This is a genomic window from Paraburkholderia sp. CHISQ3 (genome assembly GCF_030464945.1).
Lineage (GTDB): Bacteria > Pseudomonadota > Gammaproteobacteria > Burkholderiales > Burkholderiaceae > Paraburkholderia > Paraburkholderia megapolitana.
The window spans coordinates 769061-795311 of the sequence record NZ_JALPRG010000001.1 but is presented as its reverse complement, the minus strand read 5'-3'; the positions used below and the strand labels follow the sequence as shown (position 1 = coordinate 795311).

The following is a 26251-nucleotide window of genomic DNA, read 5'->3' as shown; positions in this document are numbered from 1 at the left end:
TTTAGGAGATTGTCATGTCTAGCATCGGACACGATGTAGCCGCGGGCCACGAGCACGTGCACGGCGACCATGCGCACGAGTTGCCCCATGGCTGGCGCCGCTGGCTGTTCGCGACCAACCATAAGGACATCGGTACGCTGTACCTGTTGTTCTCGTTCATCATGTTCCTGTCCGGCGGCGTGATGGCGCTGCTGATCCGCTCGGAACTGTTCGAACCTGGGCTGCAGATCATGCGTCCTGAGTTCTTCAACCAGTTGACCACGATGCACGGGCTGATCATGGTCTTCGGCGCGATCATGCCGGCGTTCGTCGGCTTCGCGAACTGGATGATCCCGCTGCAGATCGGCGCGTCGGACATGGCCTTCGCGCGGATGAACAACTTCAGCTTCTGGCTGTTGCCGGTTGCAGCCGTCCTGCTGGTCGGTTCGTTCTTCGCACCGGGCGGCGCAACCGCCGCGGGCTGGACGCTGTACGCGCCGCTCTCCACGCAGATGGGCCCGGGTATGGACTTCGCGATTTTCGCGGTCCACATCATGGGTGCGTCGTCGATCATGGGCGGGATCAACATCGTCGTGACGATCCTGAACATGCGCGCACCGGGCCTCACGCTGATGAAGATGCCGATGTTCGTGTGGACCTGGCTGATCACCGCCTATCTGCTGATCGCCGTGATGCCGGTTCTGGCCGGGGCGATCACGATGGTGCTGTTCGACCGCCACTTCGGCACGTCGTTCTTCAACGCGGCAGGCGGCGGTGACCCGGTGATGTATCAGCACATCTTCTGGTTCTTCGGCCACCCCGAGGTGTACATCATGATCTTGCCGGCGTTCGGGATCGTCTCGCAGGTGATCCCGGCGTTCGCGCGCAAGCCGCTGTTCGGCTATAGCTCGATGGTGTACGCAACGGCATCGATCGCGATCCTGTCGTTCATGGTCTGGGCGCACCACATGTTCGCGACCGGCATGCCGGTGACGGGCCAGCTGTTCTTCATGTACGCGACGATGCTGATCGCTGTGCCGACGGGCGTGAAGGTGTTCAACTGGGTCGCGACGATGTGGCGCGGTTCGTTGACGTTCGAAACCCCGATGCTGTTCGCGGTCGGCTTCCTGTTCGTGTTTACGTTCGGCGGTCTGACGGGGCTGATGCTCGCGATGGCGCCGCTCGACATCCAGTATCACGGTACCTATTTTGTGGTGGCCCACTTCCACTATGTGCTGGTGGCGGGCTCGCTATTCGGGTTGTTCTCAGGGTGGTACTACTGGGCGCCGAAGTGGACCGGCTGGATGTACAACGAGACGCGCGGCAAGATCCACTTCTGGGCATCGATGATCTTCTTCAACCTCGCGTTCCTGCCGATGCACTTCGTCGGGCTCGCCGGTATGCCGCGTCGTTACGCTGACTATCCGGCGCAGTTCACCGACTGGAACCAGGTCATCACGATTGGCGCGTTCGGCTTCGGTCTCGCACAGGTGTACTTCCTGTTCGCGGTCGCGCTGCCGGCGTATCGCGGCGGTCATGGCCTCGTAGAGGCTGGCGACAAGCCGTGGGACGGTGCGGAAGGTCTCGAGTGGACGGTGCCGAGCCCGGCCCCGTTCCATACCTTCGAGCATCCGCCGACAGTCGAGTAAGCCGTATTCCCGCGCGGCGTTCCGGTCCCGCTGTGAGTCTGACCGGAGCGCCGCGCAAACATGGCGCCGTTATCGATGAATGAAGCAGCATGAATGAAGCAACAGGGCAGTCCAGCATGAGCGGGAATCCACAAAAAGGGCGTACGCCGGAACAGATCCGTGCGAGCAACAAACGGCTGGGCTTGATACTGCTCGGTGTTGCCGCTGCTTTTTTTGTGGGTATCTTCATCAGGCAGGTGTTTTTCGCCTGACGTGTGGGTGCAGTTTTCGCAGGTAAGTTCGTTAAGGACGTTCGATGTCGACGCAGGACCCGGCCGAGGCCGATCGCTCTTTTAACCGTTCGATGCTGGTGAAGCTCGTCGTGGTTGCCGCGCTGATGTTCGGCTTCGGATTTGCGCTGGTGCCGATGTATCGCGCGATCTGCCAGATCACCGGCATCAACAACCTCGTGCAGCGCGATGCCACTGCACGCGAAGCGAAGAACACGCAGGTGGACATGAGCCGCACGATTTCGGTCGAATTCGATGCGAACGCGCGCGGTCCGTTGGGTTTCAGGCCGGAGCAGCGCAGCCTCGATGTGCACCCTGGCGAAGTGACGACGGTGATGTACGAAGTCTCGAACGAGCAGGCGCGCACGATTCAGGCGCAGGCCATTCCGAGCTACGCGCCGAAGCAGGCGACCGAGTACTTCAAGAAGATCGAATGTTTTTGCTTTACGCAGCAGACGTTGACTGCGAACGAGACGAAGCGGATGCCTGTGGTGTTCGTCGTCGATCCGAAATTACCGAAGGATGTGAAGACGATCACGCTGTCCTACACGTTCTTCGAATTGAATACGCCTGCGCCGGTTGTGCGCGGGACGGCGACGAATCCCGCCTGAGCGGACGCGGAACAAGGCAAAAGCGAGGCGAGACAGATGGGAGGCGACAGCGGGCGCAGCAAAAGCAGCTTCGGCCGTTCGATGAAGGCCGTGATGTGGTCGTTTCTGGGTGTGCGCAAACGGCGCGATCTCGAAGCGGACGCAACGCAGCTGAACCCGCTGCATGTCGTGCTCGCTGCGCTGATCGGCGCTGCAATCTTTATCGGTGTGCTGATTCTGATCGTGCGCGCCGTGGTGGGATGAGGCAGTTATAAGCGTGAACGGCGCAGCACCTGGGCGCCGTATAAGATACAGCCGGAGCTTCCGGAACAACTGGACTGAAGTGGAGAATCAAGCATGAGCGGTCAAAACGAGAGCCCGTACTATTTCGTACCGCACCCGTCGCGGCATCCGATCACCGCAGCCCTTGGGCTGCTGGTTATCCTCGGTTCGCTGGCGGCATGGGTGAATGGTGAAACGTGGGCGCCGCTCACCGCGCTCGCCGGTCTGCTGTGGTTGCTGTATGTGCTGTATCACTGGTTCGGCGATGCGATCTCCGAGTCCGAAGGCGGGATGTACGGCAAGCGCGTCGATCTGTCGTACCGCTGGAGCATGAGCTGGTTCATCTTCTCCGAAGTGATGTTCTTCGGCGCGTTCTTCGGTGCGCTGTTCTACGCCCGCCAGATCGCGCTGCATGAACTCGGCAGCCTCGACTACAAGCTGATCTGGCCGGACTTCTCGGCGGTGTGGCCGAACAACGGGCCGGCTGCGCTCGTGTCGAGCTTCAAGTCGATGACACCGTGGCCGGTACCGACAATCAACACGGCGCTGCTGCTGTCATCGGGTGCGACGCTGACCGTCTCGCACCATGCGCTGCGTGAAAATCATCGCAACAAGGCGATCATATGGCTGGCGGCGACCATCCTGCTCGGCGTCTGCTTCCTGTTTTTGCAGGGCTTCGAATACTTCCACGCGTATAACGAGCTGAACCTGACGCTCGCATCGGGTGTGTATGGTTCGACGTTCTTCCTGCTCACCGGCTTTCACGGCTTCCACGTGTTCCTCGGCGGTACGATGCTCACGGTCGTGCTGGTGCGGTTGATCCGCGGGCACTTCACGGCGGATCATCACTTCGCATTCGAAGGCGCCGCGTGGTACTGGCACTTTGTGGACGTCGTGTGGCTCGGGCTGTACGTCGTCGTCTACTGGTTGTAACGTTGGCTCGGCCGCGCGTACGCAGTGGCCGGCGCGCGCCGCAGTACGTTGCGCCACGGCGGTAAAAGCTGCTGAGCGCAGTACAAGGATGCAGGAATGACTCATCGCCGCCCTCGACCGTGTCAGGGCGGCGTTTTGTTTGATGGGGCGATAGTGTGCGCGGCGAGCGCGTTGCCTGTTACGTGAAGGGCAGCGTAAGGCGCGACATGCTGTCGCAGGTGTGGGTCTTTAACGCAGCGTACAGTCGCGTAGCGCGACGTAGCGGCGCCGCGATGCGCTGCGAGCGATGCGAACAGCCCTAGCGACCGATCGGAATGCCGGTGGACTGAATCCAGCCCATCCAGTGTGCGAACAGGATAAACAGGAACAGCGAGATCGACAGGCCCACACGGGTCGCCAGCGACCAGACCATACGCTTCGTCTGACCGCGGTCGTGCATCATGAAGTAGAGCGCCGAGGCCATGCTGGCAATGATCAGGGCAAAGGCGATAGGAACGAGTATGTGCATGAAACCCACTATGAATCGAGAGCGCCGGAGCGACGTGCTTATTATCGCACCGCGCATTGTCCGCCGTATGCAGGCAGGGTGCGTAGGGCACGTGGCGCACGTAAGGCAGGCCCGATGAAGATCCGCTGGCTCCCGGCCCTGCTGATTCTCGTGGTCGTCGCGCTGACAGTGCGGCTCGGCTTCTGGCAGCGCGATCGCGCGCATCAGAAGGAAGCGCTGCAGGCGCACATCGAGCAGTTCGAACATGCGCCGGCGCAGACGGTCGGTGGCGCACCGGTCGCGCTGAAGGACATCGAGTTTCATCGGGTGCGCGCGCTTGGGCAGTTCGTGCCGGAACGGGTCGTCTACCTCGATAATCGGCCGTATAACGATCAGGCGGGCTTCTATGTCGTGATGCCCTTTAAACTCGCGGGCGGCGGCTATGTGCTCGTCAATCGCGGCTGGTTGCCGCGCAATGCCAGCGAGCGCACGGCAATCGAGCCGTACGACACGCCGAAGGGCGAGATCGAGATCGAAGGCATTGCGCGTGCCGATGCGAGCAAGGCGTTCGAGTTGGGGCAAGGTGGGTCGGCGGCGCATCAGGCGATTCGACAGAATCTCGACGTCGCCGCGTATGCGGCCGAAACCGGCTTGGCGCTGCAGCCGTTCGTGATCCAGCAGGTGAGCGACGATGGCGACCGGCTCGTACGCGACTGGCCTGCGCCGACCACCGGGGTCGAGCGCAACTACGGCTACATGCTGCAATGGTGGGGCATGGCGATCGCGGCGCTTGTGTTCGGTTTGTACGCGGCGCGGCGCGCGGCGAAGAAAGAACAGTTGTCCGGTGCGTGACGCGCCGGATCATTATTGAAAGAGGACCGCAGTGTCGATACAAACTTCCCGTTCGCCGCAGTCTGGCAAACCTGCGGCAGACTCCGCGCAACGCAGCAAGCCGGCCGGCTCGTGGCGGCGTGGCCGCTGGATGCTGCTGCTGCTCGCAGTGATATGCGCGGCGCCTGTCGTCGCGTCCTATTTCACCTACTACGTGATCAAGCCGACCGGCGGCACGACCAGCTACGGCACACTGATCGACCCGCAACGGCCGATTCCGGAGTCGCTCGTCGTGACTGGTGAGGACGGCAAGCCGATCAAGCTCGCTTCGATGCATGGCCGCTGGCTGATGATCGCCGTCGACAGCAGCGATTGCGACAAGGCGTGCGTGACGAAGCTCTTTTTCATGCGGCAGATTCGTGTCGCGCAGGGCGGCGAACGCGAACGCGTGGTCAGCGTGTGGCTGCGCACCGATGCGAAGCCGGTGCCCGACGTGATCCAGAAAGCGTATCCGGAGACCGGCATGCTCGTAGCCGATCCGGCGGCGATCGCCGCATGGCTGCCGGTCGATGCCGGCACGAAGCTGACCGATCACATCTACGTGGTCGATCCGAACGGCAATCTGATGATGCGTTTCCCGAAAGATCCGAACCCGAGCAAGATCAAGGGCGACATTACGAAGCTGCTGAAGTGGTCGAGCATCGGTTGATGTACGCATGTAGCAAGTGCGAAGCGCGCGACAGGTGTGACGTATTGCGAGAAGGGTAGACAGATGTTCGTATTGCAACTGGGCCTGATCGGCGTGTGCATCGCGCTGTTGCCGCTGTCGTATGTGTGGGTCAAGGCCGACGACAACAAATTCCGCAAGCTCGTGTGGGTCACGACGTTCCTCACGCTCGACCTCGTGATGTTCGGCGGCTTCACGAGGCTGACCGACTCCGGGCTCGGCTGCCCCGATTGGCCAGGCTGCTACGGCACGTCGTCGCCGTTCATCGCGCATGCGGCGATCACGGCTGCGCACACGGCGCTGCCAACGGGTCCCGTCAGCATGAGCAAGGCGTGGATCGAGATGATTCACCGCTACTTCGCGATGGCGATCGGTGTGCTGATCATCGCGCAGACGCTGATCGCGTGGAGTGCGCGGCTGCGTCGCCGGCCTTTGCACGTATCGCCGTGGTGGCCGACGTCGCTGCTGCTGCTGATTCTCGTGCAGGGCGCGTTCGGCGCGTGGACCGTCACGATGAAGCTGCAGCCGGTGATCGTCACAACACACTTACTGCTCGGGCTCGCACTTCTGGGCGGACTCGGATGGCTTGCCGCACGGATGACACGATTGCCCGTCTATGAGCCGGAAATCTCACGCTGGCGCGCTGCGGCGCTCGCCGGGCTGGTGCTGCTGATCGTGCAGATCGCACTCGGTGGTTGGGTCAGCACGAATTACGCAGTGCTCGCCTGCACCGATTTCCCGACCTGCAACGGCCAGTGGCTCCCGCCGATGGACTTCGGCCACGGCTTTCATTTGTGGCGCGCACTCGGCATGACCGGCGATGGCGACGTGATCACCCAGGACGCGCTCGTCGCGATCCACTGGACGCATCGCACGTTCGCCATCGTTGTAATCGCGTATCTGGTCTGGCTCGCGTTGAAGCTGCGCCGCTTCGACTCGTTACGGCGCCCCGCGAACGGCGTATTGCTCGTGGTTGCCGTGCAATTCGCCACCGGTCTGTCGAATATCGTGCTTCAATGGCCGCTACCGATCGCAGTCGCGCACAACGGCGGTGCCGCAATCCTGTTGCTGCTACTCGTTATGCTAAACTTTCGAACCGCTTATAGCCGTCCCGGCCGCGCCGTGTTGCCCGCGCGCGATGCCGCGCCAGCGTGACCCACATGGACAGCACAACTCTCCCCCATTCGCCCGGTAGCCGGATCGCCCAGTACATCGCGCTGACCAAGCCGCGTGTCACGCAGCTTGCTGTGTTCTGCGCGGTGATCGGTATGTTCCTCGCGACACCAGGCATGGTGCCGTGGACCGTGCTGATCGGCGGTACGGTCGGTATCTGGCTGCTGGCGGGCGCGGCGTTCGCCATCAACTGTCTCGTCGAACAGAAGATCGACGCGATGATGCGTCGTACCGCATGGCGGCCATCCGCACGCGGTGAAATCACCCCGGTACAGATCCTCACGTTCTCCGCAGTGCTCGGCGGTGCGGGCATGTGGACGCTCTACACCTTCACCAATCCGCTCACGATGTGGCTCACGCTAGCCACCTTCGTCGGCTATGCGGTCATCTATACGCTGCTGCTCAAACCGGCTACGCCGCAGAACATCGTGATTGGCGGTGCGTCGGGCGCAATGCCGCCGGCGCTCGGTTGGGCCGCGGTGACCGGCGCGGTGCCGGGCGATGCGTGGATTCTCGTGCTGATCATCTTCGTGTGGACGCCGCCGCATTTCTGGGCGCTCGCGCTCTATCGCCGCAAAGACTACGAAAACGCCGGCTTGCCGATGCTGCCGAACACGCACGGCGAGAAGTACACGCGGCTCCATATCCTGCTGTACACGGTGATCCTGTTTGCCGTCACGCTGATGCCGTTCGTCTCAGGAATGAGCGGCATCGTGTATCTCGTCTCGGCCGTGCTGCTCGGTGCCGTGTTCCTCGGTTACGCGTGGAAGATCTATCGCGAGTATTCGGACGCGCTCGCGCGCAAGACCTTCCGCTATTCGATCGTGTACCTGTCGCTGCTGTTTGCCGCGCTGCTGATCGACCACTATGCGCGCGTCCTGATCGGCGCGTAACACCATGCTTACTTCCCGGCTTGCGCGCGCGTCGCGCGTCGCCCTGATCGCCTGTGTACTTGGCGGTGCGGCGCTCGTTTCTGGTTGCAACAAGGAACCGGCGTTCGAGAATCTCGACCTCACCGGTAATATGCAGTTCGGCAGCGATTTCGCGTTGCCCGACACGGGTGGCAAGACGCATACGCTCGCCGACTACAAGGGCAAAGCGGTCGTGCTGTTCTTCGGCTATACGCATTGCCCCGATGTATGTCCGACGACGATGGCCGAACTCTCGCAGGCGCTACAGCAACTCGGCCCCGACGAGGCAAAACGCGTCCAGGTGCTGTTCGTCACCGTCGATCCGCAACGCGACACCGCCGCTTTGCTCGGGCAATACGTGAGCGCATTCAATCCGACGTTCGTGGGTCTGCGTCCGACGGACGATGCGCAACTCGTCAAGGTGACCAAGGACTTCCGCGTGTACTACGCGAAGGTGCCGGGCAAGACACCCGACAGCTACACGATGGATCACACCGCTGCGAGCTATGTCTTCGATCCGGAGGGCAAGCTGCGTCTCTTTGTTCGCGACGGCCAGGGCGCCGCGCCGTGGGTGCACGATCTCAAGTTGCTGCTGGGTTGATCGATCCGCGGCTCGCCGGGCTTACGCCGGTAGCGGTAGATTCAATCCTGCCGCAAGCCGTGTCGCCTTGAACTCCGTCACGTCGTAACGCGCGAGTTGTTGTTGTGCGAACGGATCGGTCGCGAGAATCTCGTCGAGCTTGTTGCGCTCGATTCCTGCTGCAACGATAACGCCGCCGTTGCGCGGCACCTTCGGCCCCGCAGCGATGAAAACCCCTGCTTCGAAGTGCTGACCGAGAAACGCGCGATGAGCTTCGAGCGCATCGTCGACACGCTCGAGCGGCGCGGTGTAGGTGATTTCAATAACGTACATGGTGTTCCTCGCGATAAAGAAGAAAGCGGGCGAGCGGGCAAATCCGCAGACGCACATTATCGTTCAGCGCCCTTGCCGTTGCTTGTATCCACGCACCGAGCAGATACCGCCGGCGCCGAAGCTGGCAAACCCACGCCGGCCACACCGGCCATAGCGCATACCCATATACGATCGCGATATTTCACTTCCCGCAACGCGTATGAGACCATTTGCGGTCCAGCTGGCGACGGGACAGCGCCGCCAGCTTTCACCCGAATCCGACATCGAGCGGAAAAAGCGAGAAAGACATGCAGCGCAGAAATATCCTCAAAGCCCTCTCGGCAGTGGTCGCAGTCGCGGCCGTTATTACCAGCGCCGGCGCGCACGCCGACGATAAAGTCATCAAGGTCGGCACGATCAGCGGACCCGACGCGCAGATCTGGGCAGTAGTCCAGAAGGTCGCGAAGCGCGAAGGGCTGAACGTAAAGGTCATCGAGTTCAACGACTACGTTCAACCGAACGCCGCACTCGACGCCGGCGATCTCGACGCGAACAGCTTCCAGCATCAGCCGTACCTCGACAGCCAGGTGAAGCAGCGCGGCTACAAGATCGTCAACGCGGGTTTGACGTACATTTCGCCGCTCGGCATCTACTCGAAGAAACTGAAGTCGCTGAAGGACCTGCCGCAGGGCGCGAAGGTCGCGGTGCCGAACGATCCGTCGAATGAGAACCGCGCGCTGCTGTTATTGCAGGCGCAGGGCGTGATCAAGCTGAAGGCGGGCGCCGGCACGAGCGGCAGCAGCGCGACACCGCTCGACATCGCGGAGAATCCGAAGAAAGTGAAGCTGATCGAACTCGACGCGGCGCAACTGCCGCGTTCACTGGCGGACGTCGACGTCGCTGCGATCAACACCAACTACGCGCTTGCCGCCAACCTGCAGCCGACCAAAGATGCGATCGCACTCGAAGACGTGCACAGCCCGTACGCGAACCTGATCGCCGTGCGCACGCAGGACAAGGACAAGCCGTGGGTGAAGAAGCTGGTGGCCGCATATCAATCGGAAGATGTGCGCCAGTTCATCAAGACGGAGTTCAAGGGTTCGGTGGTGCCGTCGTTCTAATGTGCGACGCCTGACGCTACCGGCAGCGATGAATGCGAGGCGCCACGGGAAACCGTGGCGCCTTTTTCTTGCGTGCTTCGAGCGCGTGCTAGAGGCTACGTTCCCACTGCTCGATCGAGAGATCGTGGCCGAAGCGCCGCTCCGGTATCGTCGATGCGCAGATGAAGCCCTTGCGCTCGCAGAGCCGCTGCGCGTCGCGCATATCGGCGGTGGCCCACAGCAACAGCTTTGCATAACCGGCCCGCGTTGCGAAGCGCACGCACTCGTCGATCAACTGTGTGCCGACGCCGGCGCCCCGCACCTCCGGTTCCACATAAAACAGCCGCACGCGCGCAACGGTCGTCGATACGCAGGCCACGAGCGCCGAACCGACGATCACGCCTTCCTGGTCGGCAATCCAGCCCGCTTCGCGCAACGGATCGCGATGCCGCGTGAAGTCACCGGCGATCTTCGCAAGCAATCCTTCGAATGAAGCGTCCCAGCCATATTCGTTCGTGAACAACTGCGCCTGGCGATGCACGAGCCAGCCGTATTCGCCCGCGGTGGGCGGGCGCAGTGTGACGGCGCGGTGCCGAAGCTGCGGATCGAGCAGCCACTCGATCTGCTTCATCGCGTCGATCAGACGTTCCTGCGAGGCGGCCGACAACTGGATCAGCAACGCCGACACTTCCGCGACTGCTGCCGCATTGAGCGGTTGCCAGGCAGTGAGTCCTTCCTCGGTCAGCGACAGCAGGGATTGGCGCGCGTCGGTGTCGGACGGGCGACGCGTAATCAGGTTGCGACGTTCGAAACTGGTGAGCAGCCGGCTCAGATAGCCGGTATCGAGCCCGAGATTGCGGGCGAGCACCGCCGCAGTCTGCGCATGTCCGCCCGCGAGTTCGTGCAGGACACGAACCTCGGTGAGCGAAAAGACGCTTTTCTGCAGATGGTCGTGCAGCACGCCGATGTGCTGCGTGTAGAAACGGTTGAAGTGGCGGACGGCCTCAGCGCGCCGCTGCGCTGCCGAATCGTTCAAACGCGTGCCCCCGGAATCATGCGGATTAAGGCAGCACTATATTGCATTGCACGCGATTGTTAAAACGACCGATATTTCATGGCTTTGCGGCAACTGGTATTGGAAAGGTATCTCAACTGGTGCGCGCATCGCGCATAGGTGCGGACCACTTCGCAGTATTGGTCCTTTCAAATGGCTTGAATACGGGTAAATCCTGGGCACATTGAACCCCACCCAGAAGGCCATCTATGGCCCGAAATGGCCTGTCCAGCAAGGCTCTCGACCATTTTCACGAAGTAGATACCAGTTCGTTGACTGGTATTATTGTGGTTATATAATGGGCTCGAATTTGAAGAACCCGGGCGAGCTTCTGCGCTCGCCTTTCGGCCACGCTTTTCTGGACGGATTTGCCGGAGCCCCATGGAAACACGCTGGTCCGCGCTCGTGCCCGACGCGCGCAACCTCACGCCGCTCTACCTGCAGCTCGCACGCAATCTCGCGACCGCGATCCATTGCGGCGTCTGGTCGGCAGGCGAGGCGCTGCCGTCGGAGCGCACGCTGTCCGATGCGATCGGCGTATCGCGCATTACCGCGCGCAAGGCCATCGAGCTGCTGGTCGAGCAGGGCTTGATCCGGCGCGCGCGCGGTGCCGGCAGTTTTATTACGCCGCGTGTCGAAGATCCGCTGTCGCGGCTCACCGGCTTCACGAAAAAGATGGAGCAACGCGGCTTCAGGCCCGATTCGATCTGGCTCGAGCGCGACGTGCGCCCGGCGAATCGTGACGAGATCGTCCATCTCGGTCTGTCGCCCGGTGCGACGGTCGCGAGTCTGCGACGGCTGCGGCGCGCGGACGGCATCGTGATGGCGGTCGAGCATTCGACGCTGCCCGTGTCGATCGTGCCGGACCCGCAGGCGGTCGGCGCGTCGCTGTACGGTTATCTCGAGCAGCGCGGTGCCTCTGTGGTGCGCGCGCTGCAGCACTTCCGCGCGGTCAACGCGACCAGCGAGATCGCCGCATTGATGGACATGGAGCCGCGCTCGGCGCTGCTCGTCATCACGCGCATCGGCTATAGCGCCGACCAGCGCGCGATCGAACTAACGGACACCTATTGCCGCGACGACTACTACGACTTCGTCGCAGAACTGCGCAGCTAGCAGCGGCGAGTTTTTCGTCGAGGGTGCGGAACACTGGGCCGCGCCGAACAGTCATGCATTGCATTACGCATCATCAGAGAGACTCATGCTGACCGGAAACATACTGACACCCGATGGCTGGATTCACGGCAAGCTCGAATGCGAGAACGGCCGCATCACGTCGTTGACGGGCCGAGCCGTCGATCCCGCGAACAACGACGCGCCCTACATCCTGCCGGGCTTCATCGATCTGCACGTGCACGGCGGCGGCGGTGCCGACGTGATGGAAGCAGGCAACGCAATCGAAACGATCACCCGCACGCACGCGCGTTACGGCACGACGAGCCTGCTTGCGACGACGATGACCGCGCCGCGTGAAGAGTTGATGAACGTCGTCGCCGGTCTTGGCGAAGTGACGCGCACGCGCACGCCAGGTGGTGCGCGCGTGCTCGGCGTGCATCTCGAAGGACCGTACATCAATCCCGGCAAGCTCGGTGCGCAGCCGGATGCGGCGGTATCAGCGGTACTCGACGAAGTGCTGAAGTATCTGTCGATCGCACCGATTCGCGTCGTCACGCTCGCTCCGGAAATTGCCGGCCACATCGAGATCATCTCGGAGATGGCGGCGCGCGGTGTGCGCGTGCAACTCGGCCATTCGCTTGCAACTTACGACGATGCGGTCGCGGCACTGAAGCACGGTGCCTGCGGTTTCACGCATCTGTTCAACGCGATGTCGCCGCTGCATCACCGCAACCCGGGTCTCGTCGGCGCGGCGCTCGCGCATGCCGAGTACGCGGAGATCATTCCCGATCTGCTGCACGTTCATCCGGGCGCGATTCGTGCGGCGATGCGTGCGATTCCACGTCTCTACGTGGTGACCGACAGCACGTCGGCAACCGGCATGCCCGACGGCGAATATCGCTTGGGCAGCCAGCACGTCACCAAGTGTCTCGGCGGCGTGCGTCTCGCCGACGGCACGCTTGCCGGCAGCACGCTGACGATGGATCAGGCGCTGCGCAACCTCGTCTCGCTCGGCCTGCCGATGGCCGACGTTTCAAACCGTCTGTCGCGCTACGCCGCCGATTATCTCGGCATCGAAGACCGCGGCCGTCTCACGCGTGGTGCGTGGGCCGACGTCGTCGTGTTCGATCGCGAACTGGCACTGACTGCGACTTACGTCGAAGGAGAATCGATTGTCGAATATGCTTAAAGAGGCGCTGGCGTCCGCCGATGCGGTCGCCGCGCAACTCGCCGATACGTCGCGTGTGGAAGCGCTCGCGGCACGGCTTGCCGAAGCGCCGCGCGATGTCGCGCTCACGGTGGCGCGCGGTAGTTCCGATCACGCTGCGAGCTATTTCGCGAGCCTGACGATGAGCCGCTTAGGCGTGCCGGTTGCCTCGCTGCCGATGTCGGTGGCGACGTTGCAGCAGGCGCCGTTGCGCGTGCGCGGTCAGCTCGCGATTGCTTTCTCGCAATCGGGCAAGAGCCCCGATCTGATCGGCACGATGGTTGCGCTGCGCGATGCCGGCGCATTGACCGTCGCCGCAGTGAACGCACCGGGTTCGCCGCTTGCCGCGGCATGCGAATGGGATCTGCCGCTGTCCGCCGGTCCTGAATTGAGCGTTGCCGCGACGAAGAGCTATATCGCGATGCTGTCGTTGTCCGCGCAACTGGTCGCTCACTGGCAACGCGACGAAGCGCTGCTCGGCGCGCTGCGCACGCTGCCGGATGCACTGCGTGCAGCAGGTACGCTCGACTGGTCGAGCGCGGTCGAAGAGCTGCGTGGTGTGGAACGGATGATCGTGATCGGTCGCGGTCTCGGTCTCGCGATTGCGCAGGAAGCCGCGCTGAAGCTGAAGGAAACTTCGGGCATCCAGGCCGAAGCGTTCTCGAGCGCGGAAGTGCGGCACGGTCCGATGGAACTGATCGATCGCGACTATCCGCTGCTCGTGTTCGCACCGCGTGGTCCGGAACAGGAAGGGCTCGTGCAACTCGCGCGCGACATGAAAGCACGCGGCGCCCGCGTGCTGCTCGCGGCCCCCGACGACGTCGCCGAAGCGACGCTTCCCGTCGTGCAGACCGCACACCCGGCGCTCGATCCGATCGCCACGATCCTTTCTTTCTACGTGATGGCCGCGGCGCTCGCCGCCGCACGCGGGCGCAATCCCGACGCGCCGCGCCATCTGAACAAAGTCACCGAAACTCACTGATCGAGAAACCAGATGCGTCGTGTCGAGGAGTCACGTTTGATGAGCCCTGCCCAAGGCCATATAGTCCTGCTTGCGCCGCTGACCGGTCCCGTCGTGCCGCTCGCGAACGTGCCCGACCCGGTGTTCTCGGGCGGTATGTTCGGTGATGGCATCGGGATCGATCCGCTCGTCGGCAAGCTCGTCGCGCCGTGCGATGCGACCGTCACGCATCTTGCGCGCACGGGCCACGCGGTCACGCTGCGCACCGACGATGGTGCTGAAATTCTGTTGCACATCGGTATCGATACGGTCGAGCTAAACGGTAAGGGCTTTGCACCGATGGTCGAACAGAGCGCGCAAGTGCGTGCCGGCGATGTGCTGATCGAGTTCGACCAGGATCAGATTGCGTGTGCTGCACCGAGCCTTGTTTCGGTGGTGGCGATTGCCAACTCGGATGCGTTCGAAGTGGTCGAGCGCGCGGCCGGCGGCATGGTGGTGGCAGGCGAAACGCCGCTGCTCGTGCTGCGTGCCCGCGAAGGCGCGGCCGCCGATGCTTCACGCGAAGCGAGTGTTGTGGTCGATGAAGCGCGTCGTCATGTGACGCTTGCGCACGCCGGCGGTCTGCATGCGCGGCCCGCCGCACGTGCGCGTGAAGCTGCGCGCGGTTTCGATGCGCGTGTCGAAGTGCGCTATGACGGTCGTAAGGCGCCCGTCGAAAGCGTGGTCGGTCTGCTTGGTCTCGGTGCCGGCGAAGGCGCCACGATCGAACTGCTCGGCATCGGTCGACAAGCCGATGCTGCGGTCGAAGCGGTCGCGCGTGAATTGCTGCGCGAAGCGCATGGCGAAGTCGAAGAGAAGCCGGCGCGGCATAGCTCGCCGGCGCCGCTTGTCGCCGCAACTAGCAGCGGTGCGGTGCTCGCACCCAACACGCTGGCCGGTGTCTGTGCAGCTCCCGGTGTCGCAGTCGGCAAGCTCGTGCGCTGGGACGACGCGGACCTCGATCCGCCGGAACAGGCGAGCGGCACGTCGGCAGCGGAGAGCCGTCTGCTCGACAAGGCACTCGCCACCGTCGACGCCGAACTGAACACGACCGTACGCGACGCATCGCAACGCGGTGCGGTTGGCGAAGCGGGCATTTTCACTGTGCACCGCGTGCTGCTCGAAGACCCGACGTTGATCGATGCAGCACGCGATCTGATCAGCCTCAGCAAGAGTGCGGGCTTTGCGTGGCGCTCGGCGATCCGCGCGCAGATCGCGGTGCTGGCGAAGCTCGACGATGCATTGCTCGCCGAACGCGCAGCCGATCTGCGCGACATCGAGAAACGCGTGCTGCGCGCACTCGGCTATACGAATAGCGCCGCGCGAACACTGCCCGACGAGGCCGTGCTCGCAGCGGAAGAATTCACGCCGTCGGACCTGTCGTCGCTCGATCGTACGCGCGTCACCGCAATCGTGATGGCGCGCGGCGGCGCGACCTCGCATGCGGCGATCATCGCGCGGCAGATCGGGATTCCCGCACTGGTCGCGGTCGGCGATACGCTGCTCGCGATTCCCGACGGCACCCAGGTGGTGGTCGATGCATCGGCGGGCCGGCTCGAATATGCACCGAGCGCGCTCGACGTCGAACGCGCGCGACTCGAGCGCACACGGCTTGCCGACGTACGCGAAGCGAACCGTCGCGTGTCGCAGCAAGCCGTCACGACCCGCGATGGCCACGCAGTCGAAATCGCTGCGAACATCGCGACGCTCGACGACGCGAAGGCCGCTGTCGACAACGGCGCCGATGCAGTCGGACTGCTGCGCACGGAGTTGTTGTTCATTCATCGCCAGACGGCGCCGCGCGTCGACGAGCATCGCGACAGCTATCAATCGATCGTCGATGCGCTGAACGGTCGCACCGCGATCATCCGCACGCTCGATGTCGGCGCGGACAAGGAAGTCGACTACCTGACGCTGCCGCCTGAACCGAATCCCGCGCTCGGCTTGCGCGGCATCCGCCTTGCGCAGGTGCGCCCCGATCTGCTCGACGATCAATTGCGCGGCCTGCTGGCCGTGCGGCCGATCGGCGCAGTGCGCATCCTGCTGCCGATGGTGACCGACGCTGGCGAACTCGTGCGGCTGCGCGCGCGTATCGACGAACTTGCACGCGAAAGCGGTCGCACCGAACCGATCGAAGTGGGCGTGATGATCGAGGTGCCGTCCGCAGCGTTGCTCGCCGACCAGCTGTCGCAGCACGCCGATTTCCTGTCGATCGGCACCAACGATCTCACGCAGTACACGCTCGCCATGGACCGCTGCCAGGCCGATCTCGCGGCGCAGTCCGACGGTCTGCACCCAGCCGTGCTGCGGCTCATCGCGACGACCGTGCAGGGCGCGCAGAAGCATGGCAAATGGGTCGGCGTGTGCGGCGCACTCGCCGGCGATCCGCTCGCCGTGCCGCTGCTCGTGGGCCTCGGCATCACCGAACTCTCGGTGGATCCGGTCGCCGTGCCGGGCATCAAGGCGCGTGTGCGCAATCTCGACTATCAGCTGTGCCGGCAGCGCGCGCAGGATGCGCTCGCACTCGATTCGGCGCAGGCAGTTAGAGCAGTGAGCCGTGAAGTCTGGCCGCTGGACTAAGTCCGGCAGCGTTCGCGACAGACTTCGTATCAATACGTCAAGCAACGACTTAACGACGATTCGACAACGAGAAGAGGATTGGAGAGACCAATGGATGGAAATCCGTTTCTGAAGGTACAGCGGCTGGGCCGCGCGCTCATGCTGCCGATTGCAGTGCTGCCGGTGGCCGGCCTGCTGCTGCGCCTCGGCCAGCCCGATGTGTTCAACATCAAGATGATCGCCGACGCGGGCGGCGCGATCTTCGACAACCTGCCGCTGCTGTTTGCGATCGGTGTGGCCGTCGGCTTCGCGAAGGACAACAACGGTGTTGCGGCGCTCGCCGGTGCGATCGGCTATCTGGTCGAAATCGCGGTGATGAAGGACATCAACGACAAGCTGAACATGGGTGTGCTGTCGGGGATCATCGCGGGCATCGTGGCGGGGATGCTGTACAACCGCTACAAGGACATCAAGCTGCCGGACTACCTCGCGTTCTTCGGAGGGAAACGCTTCGTGCCGATTGTGACGGGGGTGGCGTGTCTCGCACTCGGCATTGTCTTCGGCTATGTGTGGTCGCCGATTCAAGGCGCGATCGACAGCGCTGGTCACTGGCTCACGACTGCCGGGGCGCTCGGCGCATTCGTGTTCGGTCTGCTGAACCGGCTGCTGCTCGTCACTGGCCTGCATCACATCATCAATTCGCTGGCGTGGTTCGTGTTCGGCACGTTCACGCCGCCGGGCGGCGTCGCGGTGACGGGCGATCTGCACCGCTTCTTTGCTGGCGACCCGACTGCGGGCGGCTTCATGACGGGCTTCTTCCCGGTCATGATGTTCGGTCTGCCGGCCGCGTGTCTCGCGATGTTCCACGAAGCGCCGAAAGAGCGTCGTGCGGTGGTCGGCGGCCTGCTGTTCTCGATGGCGCTGACGTCGCTGCTGACCGGCGTGACCGAGCCGATCGAGTTCAGCTTCATGTTCCTCGCACCGGTGCTGTACGTGATCCACGCGGTGCTGACCGGGCTGTCGATGGCGATCTGTTCGGCGCTTGGCATCAAGCTCGGCTTCACGTTCTCGGCGGGTGCGATCGACTACGTGCTGAACTACGGCCTGTCGACGAAGGGCTGGCTCGCGATTCCGATCGGCATCGTGTATGCGTTCGTGTACTACGGCCTGTTCCGCTTCTTTATCCGCAAGTTCAACATGGCGACGCCGGGGCGTGAGCCGGCATCGGCCGAAGCACAGGTCGATTCGTTCACGACCGGTGGTTATGTTGCGCCGACCGCGGGTGCGAGCGTACCGCGTGCGGCGCGCTACATCGCGGCGCTCGGTGGGGCGGCTAATCTGACGCTCGTCGATGCGTGTACGACGCGGCTGCGTCTGTCGGTGGTCGATCCGGCGCAGGTGTCGGAGCCCGAGCTGAAGACGATTGGTGCGCGCGGCGTGCTGAAGCGCGGCGGTAACAGCGTGCAGGTGATCATCGGGCCGGAAGCGGACATCATTGCCGATGAGATTCGTGCGACGCTTGCTCAAGGTGGTGGTGCGGCGGATCTCGGTGCGCAACCGGCGAGCGCAGCGGCGACAGCGGCTGCAACGCGTGCTCCTGCTGTTCCGGTGGTGCCGGCGGCGACCGGTAGCGGTCCGCTCGACCCGGACCCGACACGCTGGCTGGCGGTGTTCGGCGGCGCGACAAATATCGTGTCGCTCGATGCGGTGGCGGCTACGCGGCTGCGGATCGTGGTGCGCGATCCGTCGTCGGTGGATCGGCAGCGGCTTGCGGCGCTCGATGTGGCGTGGGTGTCGGCGGATACGTTCCACATCGTCGTCGGCGATGCGGCGCAGCGCTACGCGCAGCAACTGACGGCGCGGCTGCCTGCTACCGGTGGCGCAGGCGGTGCGGCACCGTTGCCTGCATGACGCGATAGTGATTAGAGGCTCAAGCGGTTTGCGCGCGATGCGTGAACCGCGGCGATACGAAAAAGCGCTGCCCTTTGCGAGGCAGCGTTTTTTTATCGGCTGCGGTTGTGCAATACGGGTACTGGTGAAGTCTGCTGCGTCGGCAGCCCAGTTCAATTGACGTACGCAAAAAGAGCCGCGCCGCCTTTCGAGGGCGAGGCTTCGGTTCAGCACCCTGCGGCGCCAGACCGTGGCCATACGTTATGCGTAGCGACGCGTATTCGCCCAGTGCAATTGACGTGCGCAGAAAAAAGCCCTGCCGTCTTTCGAGGGCAGGGCTCCGACTCGGCACCTTGCGGCGCCAGGCCATTTTCATGCGTTATGCGTCGTTACGCATATTCGTTCAGCGCACCACGCATCTTCTTCATCGCACTGGCTTCGATCTGGCGAATGCGCTCGGCGGAAACACCGAATTCGGCGGCAAGATCGTGCAGCGTCGAGCCACCCGAGCCGTCGTCCTCGACGTGCAGCCACCGTGCTTCGATGATGCGGCGGCTACGGGCGTCGAGCGAATCGAGCGCGGCGGCGATGCCGTCGCTCTGCAGCTTGTCGCGCTGACGCGCGGCCAGCACGGCGGTCGGCTCGTTGTGCGAATCGGCGAGGTAGGCGATCGGCGCGTACGACTCTTCACCGTCTTCGATCTGGCCTTCCAGTGCGATGTCACCACCCGACAGGCGCGTTTCCATCTCGGCGACTTCTTCGCGCTTCACGTTCAGTTCTTTCGCGAGACCTTCGATCTCTTCCGGCGTGAACGCCTGCAACCCCTGCTTGTGGCTGCGCAGGTTGAAGAACAGCTTGCGCTGCGCCTTCGTGGTGGCGACCTTCACCGTGCGCCAGTTGCGCAGGATGTACTCGTGAATCTCGGCCTTGATCCAGTGCATGGCGTACGACACCAGCCGTACGTTCTGCGTCGGATCGAAGCGCTTCACGGCCTTCATCAGGCCGATGTTGCCTTCCTGGATCAGGTCGGCATGCGGCAAGCCGTAGCCAAGATAATTGCGCGCGATCGACACGACGAGCCGCAAGTGCGACAGCACCATACGACGGGCGGAATCCAGATTGTTTTGTTCCCGGAACTCCGTGGCGAACTGGCGTTCTTCTGCTGGCGTCAGCATCGGGATCCGGTTCACGGCCTGGATGTAGGCGTCGATGTTGCCCAGCTGGCCGGGCAGCAGCGAAGATTGCGCGAGCGCCAGTGCACCTGCCGGAGCGGCCTTAGCCGACGACGGGCTCAGAGTACTCGGAAGGGTCATTGCGTTGCTCACGTAGGAAACTCCTTTGAAATCAGCAAAAAAGCGTAGTCCGAATACGACTCCACGCGGGATGTTAGCACTCTCAATAACGGAGTGCTAACACTTAGAGTGTGTGGGGTCTTCAAGGTTCCATTCCGCCTATTGGAATTCATATTCTAATAGCATTATACCCCTCTTGTACCCTCACTGCAGCATTCGCGCGATGGGCGTAGGATCTACCCGCGGAGCACGGCCAGCCTTGTAGAAAGAGCGATTTTTTCGGAATTTGAGGTAGCTATTTGCCAGATTTGGCATTCCTCAGATGATCTCTTACTTATGACCTGCTTCAGGATAACGGCTTCCTTCCACTCGACGATTTCGAGTTCGACCGGGCATTTAGAGGTGTTCGATGAAGAAGAAGAACGATGCGGCGCGCGCACTGGCACTCAAAATTACCTTGCTTGGCGGTCTACTGGCGGCATCCGGTGCGGCGTGCGCCGATCAATCGGGCAATCAGTTTGGCATTCAGATCGCCGGCGGCACCGCCGACCATCATGTCCATAAGCTCGATCTGGGCGGGGTGTGGGATCCCGGCCTGACCTGGTGGTATATCGGCGACTGGCATTTCACGGTGGTGGCGGAGGCGCACGCGGCGTGGTGGCACACCGATGAAGGCAACGTCCACGAGAACATCGGCGAATTCGGCTTCACGCCGGTATTTCGCTTCATCAAGGGTTCGGGGACCATCCGCCCATTCTTCGAAGCGGGCTCGGGCATCCGGCTGCTGACGAGCCCCACGATCTCCCGTCGCTACAACCTCGGATCGGCGTTCCAGTTCGCCGATATGGTCGGTGTGGGCGCGCAGTTCGGCAATCATCAGCAGTATCAGGCGGGCTACCGGTTTCAGCACGTATCGAACGGCGGTATCAAAGAGCCCAATCCTGGTATAAATTTCAGCCAGCTATATTTGCAATATAACTTCTGACGACCGCGGCCGCGTGCAGGCTCAAGTCGGTGTAAAGGGGCTGAGCAATGGCGGCAAAAATGATCGAGGCGATTCGCGAACTTGAACGCGACCGCTTTCGGGCGATGGTCGACGGCGACGGGCCTTTGCTCGACTCGCTGCTTTCGGACGGCGTGAGCTATGTGCACACGAACGGCAAGCGCGAGACCAAGCGGCAGTTCATCGACGCGATCACCGCGGGCCGCCGACGCTACCGGCAGATCGAGATCCAGTCGCAGGAGGTTCTACCGGTGGGCGACACCTGCGTCGTGACCGGCCGCGCGCTGATCGAAATGGAAGCGAACAACGGCGCGCTGCTGTTTCCGATCGCGTACACCGCGATCCATACGCAGGAAGGCGGGCAGTGGCGGCTCGTTGCCTGGCAGGCAACGCGGTGTGCGATCGAATGATGCCTGGCTGAACCTTGCACCCCTCGCGCTGCTGGCGCCTACTCCGTTCTCTTACCCGCAATCTCGACGATCACGCCCACCTGCCGCGCAATCGCATCGGGCACCGGCGCGTCGCCGCGCAGTACCGCATCGATCCACGCAGCGGTCGTCGCGGCGTCGCGTGCTTCGGGGAGCGCCACAGCAGGCGCATCCGGCGACGAACGCTCGGCCACTAGCAGCGTCTCGCAGACCCCGTCGTGCAGCCAGTCCACCTGCACCTGACGACGCGTATCCGCAACCGCTTCGCCTTCCGTGCCGCGCGCGAGCAGCGCGCCGCCCGCGGCGGCATCCAGATGCGTGCTGAACAACTGCGTGAGACTTTCGCGATAGGGCGGGTGCGTGTAGTTGACGAGCCGCAGGCCGGCGGGCGCAAACGGCTGGAGAATTTTTACGAGCGTGTGCGTCGAATTGCGCACACCCATGCGCGCGCGCAACGCGAGGAGCCGCGCGAGCTTTGGTGCGAGTACGGCAGTCGGCGCAAACGCGACGCGCCGTGTGGCGAGCCCGCTTTCGATGTCGCCGTGCGACTGTGCCGCCGCGATACCCAGTTGCGCGAAAATCTCGGCGCTCGTGACGCGACCCGGATCTTCGACGACCCCGTGCACGAGGACCGGCACGCCTTCGCGGGCGAGCAGCAGCGCGAGCAGCGGCACGAGGTTCGGCTGCTTGCGCGCACCGTTGTAGCTGGGAATCGACACCGGTCGATAGTTTCCGTGTGTGCCGTGTACGACCCGGACCGGCTCGAACGATGCGTGCGCCGCGGCCAGCATCGCGGCGAGTTCGTCGGCGGTTTCGCCTTTCACGCGATAGGCGAGCAGCACCGCGCCCAGCTCCAGATCGCCCACGCGGCCGTCGAGCATCGCGCTGTAGAGCGCATGGGTGTCCTCGGGCGTTAGCGCGCGTGCGCCGTTCGGTCCGCGACCGATCTCCTTGATGAAGCGGGCGCACGGAAACGCGGACGAGGCGGCGGGAGCGGAGGAATCGGTCATGGGTGGCGTGCAGCGGCGTAGCGCAGTGGGCAAGGGGAGCGAACCTGCATTGTAGGGCCATCGTGCGTCGGGCCAGCGGTGGTGTCACACCCGCCGCTTCGCTGCCCGCCCCGCCGACACCGTCCCAGCCCGCGCGTTACACTCGCTACTTCCGGCGCCGCGCGGGCGGCGCCCTGTCCAGAACGGAGAATGGGATGAGTTACGTGTTTGCCCCGGCGCCGGTTGTCGCGGTGCCGGTTGCCGGGACCGGCGATCAGTTCGCGGTGCGCCGCATCTACTGTGTGGGCCGCAATTACGAGGCTCATGCGCGTGAAATGGGACACGATCCCGACCGCGAGCCGCCGTTCTTCTTCTGCAAGCCCGCGGACGCAGTCGTGTATGTCGCGCCCGGTGCGACCGGCGAATTTCCGTACCCGTCGCAATCGAAGAACGTGCACTTCGAAATGGAACTGGTCGCTGCGATCGGCAAGGCCGGCAAGGACATTCCCGTCGATAGCGCACTCGATCACGTGTACGGCTACGCGCTCGGGCTCGACATGACGCGCCGCGACCTGCAAGGTGAAGCGAAGAAGCTCGGTCGTCCGTGGGACACGGGCAAGGGCTTCGATCATTCGGCGCCGCTGGGCCCGATTCATCCGGTGTCCGAGGTCGGGCACATCGGTAGCGGCGAGATCTGGCTGACCGTCAACGGCGAAGACCGCCAGCGTTCCGACGTGTCGCAACTGATCTGGTCGGTGGCCGAGACGGTTGCTTATCTGTCCACGCTGTTCGAGTTGCAGCCCGGCGATCTGATCTTCACCGGCACGCCCGAAGGCGTCGGCCCCATCGAGAACGGCGACCTGATGAAGGGTGGCGTGGCCGGGATCGGCGAATTCAGCGTGCGCGTGGCCTGAGCCGCGCGCGGAGGAGACACGGAGCATGAAGCTTTACAGCTATTTCCGCAGCTCCGCATCGTACCGTGTGCGGATCGCGCTGAGTCTGAAGAACCTGCCGTACGACTACGCGCCGATTCACATGCTGCGCGACGGCGGCGAGCAGTTCAAGCCGGAATACCGCAAGCTGAATCACGACGCCGTCGTGCCGACGCTGGTGGACGGCGACGACGTGCTGACGCAGTCGCTGGCGATCATCGAGTATCTCGAGGAGACGCATCCGCAGCCGCCGCTGTTGCCGGTTGCACCGCGCGATCGCGCATATGTCCGTTCGATCGCATTGCAGATTGCCTGCGAAATTCATCCCATCGATAACCTGCGCGTGTTGAGGTATCTAAAGCACACGCTCGGGGTGGAGGAAGCGGCGAAGGACGCGTGGTACCGGCACTGGGTCGAGGCGGGTTTCGCGACGCTGGAAGAGCATCTGGCAAGCGATACGCGCACGGGCACGTTCTGCTTCGGCGATACGCCGACGATGGCCGACGCGTGTCTCGTTCCGCAGGTGTTCAACGCGCGGCGCTTCAAGATCGACACGGCCCCGTTCCCGACGATTCACCGCATTGCCGATCACGCGGCGAGCCTTGAGGCGTTTGCGCGGGCGGCGCCCGGTGCGCAGCCGGACGCGGAGTGAGCGACGGCTGTACGGTTTAAGTGATGTGAGCGATGTAAAAGCGAAAAGGGCAGCTCAATCGTGAGCTGCCCTTTTTGCATGCAGTCGCTGTCGTGTTGCAGCGAGCGTGATAGCTAGCTGGTCAGTTGTCGAGCAACGCGTCCGCGAATTCTTCCGCGCTGAACGGTTGCAGATCTTCGACCTTCTCACCGACGCCGATGAAGTAAACCGGCACCGGGCGTTGCCGCGCGATCGCCGCAAGGATGCCGCCCTTCGCCGTGCCGTCCAGCTTCGTGACGATCAGGCCCGTGAGGCCGAGCGCGTCGTCGAAGGCTTTCACCTGGGCGAGTGCGTTCTGCCCGGTATTCGCGTCGATGACGAGCAGCACTTCGTGCGGCGCGCCGTCGAGTGCCTTACCGATCACGCGCTTCACCTTGCGCAGTTCTTCCATCAGGTGAAGCTGCGTCGGCAGGCGGCCCGCCGTGTCGGCCATCAGCACATCGATCTTGCGCGCGCGCGCCGCGCCGACCGCATCGAAAATCACCGCCGCCGGATCGCCGCTTTCCTGCGAGACGACCGTCACGTTGTTGCGCTCGCCCCAGATCGCGAGCTGTTCGCGCGCGGCGGCGCGGAAGGTGTCGCCGGCGGCGAGCAGCACCGATTGATCGAAGCGCTGCAGGTGCTTGGCGAGCTTGCCGATGCTGGTTGTCTTGCCGGCGCCGTTCACGCCCGCGATCATCATCACGAGCGGCTGTGCGCGGCCGAGCATCAGTGATTTTTCGAGTGGCTTCAACAGATCGACGAGCAGCGTGCGCAGCGCGCTTTTGACTTGCTGTGGATCCGTGAGCCTTTCCGCGCGTACTTTTTCGCGCAGCGATTCGAGCAGGAATTCGGTCGCTTCGACCCCGGCGTCCGACATCAGCAGCGCGGCTTCGAGTTCCTCGTACAGGTCCTCGTCGATGCGCGCGCCGACGAAAATGCCGGTCAGGCTCGAACTCGTTTTCGACAGACCGGTTTTCAGGCGCGTGAGCCACGATTTCTTTGCGGCGGGCTCGGGCACGGGGGGCGGGACGATTTCGACGGCTTCGAGGGCGGTCTCTTCGGGTTCTGGCTCGAACTCAGGTTCGGGTTTGCGAGCTTCGGCGGCGGCGACTGGTGCGGAAGCCGCGGGCTGTGCAGGTTGTGCGGCGGACTGTGCAGGCGTAGCGGCCGGTAGCGGCGCCGGGTCCGACGGCGGTGCGGCTGCAGGCGCCTCGGGCACCGCAGACTCCCGCGCCTCCGCTGATTCTTCTACCGCGGCATCAGGCGCTTTCGAGCCCTTGAATCGTTTGAAAAAGCTGAACATGTTCTGGCGTGGCCCAACTGCGCGAAGCGGCACGCGATACGGGATGCAAGGCGTGGAAGGCAAGGCGCGAAAACCGCACATTTTATCAGGCATGCCCTACCGCGTTGTGGCAGCGACCTTGCGGCGCGGCGCGTGTGGGGTTGCCCGCCTCCGAGGCAGTGCGATATCTGTACGTCGACGCCGCGGCCCCGGCCCACGAAGGCCGTGTGGTAACGTTGGCGCTCCGGTGCGCGTACGCGCTGCACCGTTCCATCCATTCACACCGAATCTGCATGTCCCGTTCTTCCCCTTCTCACGCGCAGAGCGCTTCTTCCGGTCGCGGCAAGACGCATGCGATCCGCATCATCGGCGGCGACTGGAAGCGTTCGCCGCTGCCCGTGCTCGATCTCGACGGGCTGCGGCCTACGCCCGATCGTGTTCGCGAAACCCTGTTCAACTGGCTTGGTCAGCGTCTCGACGGCCAGCGCTGTCTCGATCTGTTCGCCGGCAGCGGTGCGCTGGGCTTCGAAGCGGCGTCGCGCGGCGCTACGCGGGTGTTGATGGTGGAGCGCCACGCGCGCGCCGCTGCGCAACTGCGCGCCAATCAGGCGCGCCTCTCTGCCACGACGATCGAAATCGTCGAAGCCGACGCGTTGCGTCTTGCGGCAAGCCTCGCGCCGGGCTCATTCGATGTCGTGTTTCTCGATCCTCCGTTTGGCGACGGCCTGCTCGGCCGGGCGCTCGCGCTCGCTGTGCCGCTCGTTGCGGCAGGCGGAATGCTCTACGTCGAGGCAGGCGAGTCGCTCGACGTCGCGCAAACCGAAGCGCTCAGTGGCTGGCGCGTCGTGCGCCACGGCAAGGCGGGTGCGGTTCACTATCATTTGCTGCAACGCGAAAATGAGGAATAATGCGCGTTCCAAAACCAGCACCGGACGGTTTACCGTTACCGGTGCGATCGGCGGCAGGCGCGTTCAGCGGACGCGCATTGGCGTGCCCATTTGTC

At 63.5% G+C, this 26251-nt stretch carries 27 protein-coding genes; 21 read left to right on the top strand and 6 right to left on the bottom strand.

Features of this window, described 5'->3' with window-relative positions; translation table 11 throughout:
- Positions 1 to 14 precede the first annotated feature (14 nt).
- The 5 genes from ctaD (at position 15) to M0D65_RS03550 (ending at position 3702) form a co-directional block, all read left to right on the top strand.
- The gene (gene ctaD, locus M0D65_RS03570; protein ID WP_096721325.1) at positions 15 to 1628 is read left to right on the top strand and encodes a cytochrome c oxidase subunit I; all 1614 of its coding nucleotides are present in this window, start codon (positions 15 to 17) and stop codon (positions 1626 to 1628) included.
- Between the two features lie 116 nt (positions 1629 to 1744).
- On the top strand, positions 1745 to 1879 hold the full coding sequence (locus M0D65_RS03565; protein WP_091009532.1) for a cytochrome oxidase small assembly protein: 135 nt from the start codon (positions 1745 to 1747) through the stop codon (positions 1877 to 1879).
- 44 nt (positions 1880 to 1923) lie between these two features.
- Positions 1924 to 2508, top strand: a complete 585-nt coding sequence (locus tag M0D65_RS03560; protein WP_266251127.1) for a cytochrome c oxidase assembly protein — start codon at positions 1924 to 1926, stop codon at positions 2506 to 2508.
- A gap of 36 nt (positions 2509 to 2544) precedes the next feature.
- Positions 2545 to 2751, top strand: coding sequence for a DUF2970 domain-containing protein (locus M0D65_RS03555; protein WP_266251125.1), 207 nt, complete (start codon positions 2545 to 2547; stop codon positions 2749 to 2751).
- Positions 2752 to 2844: 93 nt separating this feature from the next.
- Positions 2845 to 3702: a cytochrome c oxidase subunit 3 gene (locus M0D65_RS03550; protein WP_266251123.1), complete on the top strand. Its 858-nt coding sequence runs from the start codon at positions 2845 to 2847 to the stop codon at positions 3700 to 3702.
- 298 nt (positions 3703 to 4000) lie between these two features.
- Here M0D65_RS03550 and M0D65_RS03545 read toward each other — a convergent pair whose 3' ends face one another.
- Positions 4001 to 4210 (bottom strand): twin transmembrane helix small protein, encoded by a 210-nt coding sequence (locus M0D65_RS03545; RefSeq protein ID WP_091010884.1) that lies wholly within the window; start codon positions 4208 to 4210, stop codon positions 4001 to 4003.
- Between the two features lie 114 nt (positions 4211 to 4324).
- On the opposite strand from M0D65_RS03545, the gene M0D65_RS03540 reads away from it, so the two are divergent.
- The 5 genes from M0D65_RS03540 to M0D65_RS03520 all read left to right on the top strand — a co-directional run bounded on the left by M0D65_RS03540 (position 4325) and on the right by M0D65_RS03520 (position 8432).
- Positions 4325 to 5041, top strand: a complete 717-nt coding sequence (locus tag M0D65_RS03540) for an SURF1 family protein (RefSeq protein WP_266251120.1) — start codon at positions 4325 to 4327, stop codon at positions 5039 to 5041.
- A gap of 31 nt (positions 5042 to 5072) precedes the next feature.
- On the top strand, positions 5073 to 5729 hold the full coding sequence (locus tag M0D65_RS03535) for a cytochrome C oxidase subunit I (RefSeq protein ID WP_266251118.1): 657 nt from the start codon (positions 5073 to 5075) through the stop codon (positions 5727 to 5729).
- Positions 5730 to 5792: 63 nt separating this feature from the next.
- The gene (locus M0D65_RS03530) at positions 5793 to 6902 is read left to right on the top strand and encodes a heme A synthase (protein ID WP_266251116.1); all 1110 of its coding nucleotides are present in this window, start codon (positions 5793 to 5795) and stop codon (positions 6900 to 6902) included.
- Positions 6903 to 6907: 5 nt separating this feature from the next.
- On the top strand, positions 6908 to 7813 hold the full coding sequence (gene cyoE / locus M0D65_RS03525) for a heme o synthase (RefSeq protein ID WP_266251115.1): 906 nt from the start codon (positions 6908 to 6910) through the stop codon (positions 7811 to 7813).
- Between the two features lie 4 nt (positions 7814 to 7817).
- A complete protein-coding gene (locus M0D65_RS03520; protein ID WP_266251114.1) occupies positions 7818 to 8432 on the top strand; it encodes an SCO family protein in 615 nt (204 codons plus the stop codon).
- A 21-nt stretch (positions 8433 to 8453) separates the two neighbouring features.
- Here the strand turns inward: M0D65_RS03520 and M0D65_RS03515 are convergent, their stop codons facing one another.
- Entirely contained in the window at positions 8454 to 8744 is a 291-nt protein-coding gene (locus M0D65_RS03515) for a YciI family protein (protein WP_266251113.1), read from the bottom strand.
- 287 nt (positions 8745 to 9031) lie between these two features.
- Here M0D65_RS03515 and M0D65_RS03510 point away from each other — a divergent pair, with 287 nt between their 5' ends.
- Positions 9032 to 9844: a MetQ/NlpA family ABC transporter substrate-binding protein gene (locus tag M0D65_RS03510; protein ID WP_266251112.1), complete on the top strand. Its 813-nt coding sequence runs from the start codon at positions 9032 to 9034 to the stop codon at positions 9842 to 9844.
- Positions 9845 to 9932: 88 nt separating this feature from the next.
- Here M0D65_RS03510 and M0D65_RS03505 read toward each other — a convergent pair whose 3' ends face one another.
- Entirely contained in the window at positions 9933 to 10859 is a 927-nt protein-coding gene (locus M0D65_RS03505) for a bifunctional helix-turn-helix transcriptional regulator/GNAT family N-acetyltransferase (protein ID WP_091009568.1), read from the bottom strand.
- A gap of 399 nt (positions 10860 to 11258) precedes the next feature.
- Between M0D65_RS03505 and M0D65_RS03500 the strand changes: the two genes are divergently transcribed.
- From M0D65_RS03500 to nagE, 5 genes are all read left to right on the top strand, one after another.
- Positions 11259 to 11993 (top strand): GntR family transcriptional regulator, encoded by a 735-nt coding sequence (locus M0D65_RS03500; RefSeq protein WP_091009571.1) that lies wholly within the window; start codon positions 11259 to 11261, stop codon positions 11991 to 11993.
- An 85-nt stretch (positions 11994 to 12078) separates the two neighbouring features.
- Positions 12079 to 13182, top strand: coding sequence for an N-acetylglucosamine-6-phosphate deacetylase (nagA, locus tag M0D65_RS03495; RefSeq protein ID WP_266251111.1), 1104 nt, complete (start codon positions 12079 to 12081; stop codon positions 13180 to 13182).
- Positions 13175 to 14182 (top strand): SIS domain-containing protein, encoded by a 1008-nt coding sequence (locus M0D65_RS03490; protein ID WP_266251197.1) that lies wholly within the window; start codon positions 13175 to 13177, stop codon positions 14180 to 14182. The genes nagA and M0D65_RS03490 overlap by 8 nt, the downstream gene beginning before the upstream one ends.
- A 12-nt stretch (positions 14183 to 14194) precedes the next feature.
- Positions 14195 to 16780 carry a phosphoenolpyruvate--protein phosphotransferase gene (gene ptsP, locus M0D65_RS03485; protein ID WP_266251109.1) on the top strand — a complete coding sequence of 862 codons (2586 nt, stop codon included), beginning with the start codon at positions 14195 to 14197 and terminating at the stop codon, positions 16778 to 16780.
- Between the two features lie 90 nt (positions 16781 to 16870).
- The gene (gene nagE, locus M0D65_RS03480; RefSeq protein ID WP_266251107.1) at positions 16871 to 18670 is read left to right on the top strand and encodes an N-acetylglucosamine-specific PTS transporter subunit IIBC; all 1800 of its coding nucleotides are present in this window, start codon (positions 16871 to 16873) and stop codon (positions 18668 to 18670) included.
- A gap of 368 nt (positions 18671 to 19038) precedes the next feature.
- Here nagE and rpoH read toward each other — a convergent pair whose 3' ends face one another.
- Positions 19039 to 19974: an RNA polymerase sigma factor RpoH gene (rpoH, locus tag M0D65_RS03475; RefSeq protein ID WP_091009586.1), complete on the bottom strand. Its 936-nt coding sequence runs from the start codon at positions 19972 to 19974 to the stop codon at positions 19039 to 19041.
- Positions 19975 to 20350: 376 nt separating this feature from the next.
- On the opposite strand from rpoH, the gene M0D65_RS03470 reads away from it, so the two are divergent.
- Complete coding sequence (locus tag M0D65_RS03470) at positions 20351 to 20926, top strand: acyloxyacyl hydrolase (protein ID WP_266251105.1); 576 nt, start codon at positions 20351 to 20353, stop codon at positions 20924 to 20926.
- A 47-nt stretch (positions 20927 to 20973) separates the two neighbouring features.
- Entirely contained in the window at positions 20974 to 21354 is a 381-nt protein-coding gene (locus M0D65_RS03465; RefSeq protein WP_096721291.1) for a nuclear transport factor 2 family protein, read from the top strand.
- A 38-nt stretch (positions 21355 to 21392) separates the two neighbouring features.
- Here the strand turns inward: M0D65_RS03465 and ybiB are convergent, their stop codons facing one another.
- Complete coding sequence (gene ybiB, locus M0D65_RS03460; protein ID WP_266251101.1) at positions 21393 to 22382, bottom strand: DNA-binding protein YbiB; 990 nt, start codon at positions 22380 to 22382, stop codon at positions 21393 to 21395.
- 194 nt (positions 22383 to 22576) lie between these two features.
- Here ybiB and M0D65_RS03455 point away from each other — a divergent pair, with 194 nt between their 5' ends.
- Complete coding sequence (locus tag M0D65_RS03455) at positions 22577 to 23275, top strand: fumarylacetoacetate hydrolase family protein (RefSeq protein WP_266251099.1); 699 nt, start codon at positions 22577 to 22579, stop codon at positions 23273 to 23275.
- Positions 23276 to 23300: 25 nt separating this feature from the next.
- Complete coding sequence (gene maiA, locus M0D65_RS03450; RefSeq protein WP_266251097.1) at positions 23301 to 23945, top strand: maleylacetoacetate isomerase; 645 nt, start codon at positions 23301 to 23303, stop codon at positions 23943 to 23945.
- A gap of 121 nt (positions 23946 to 24066) precedes the next feature.
- Here maiA and ftsY read toward each other — a convergent pair whose 3' ends face one another.
- Complete coding sequence (ftsY, locus tag M0D65_RS03445; protein WP_266251095.1) at positions 24067 to 25269, bottom strand: signal recognition particle-docking protein FtsY; 1203 nt, start codon at positions 25267 to 25269, stop codon at positions 24067 to 24069.
- Between the two features lie 272 nt (positions 25270 to 25541).
- Here ftsY and rsmD point away from each other — a divergent pair, with 272 nt between their 5' ends.
- Positions 25542 to 26156, top strand: a complete 615-nt coding sequence (gene rsmD, locus M0D65_RS03440) for a 16S rRNA (guanine(966)-N(2))-methyltransferase RsmD (RefSeq protein WP_266251093.1) — start codon at positions 25542 to 25544, stop codon at positions 26154 to 26156.
- Positions 26157 to 26251: the final 95 nt, after the last annotated feature.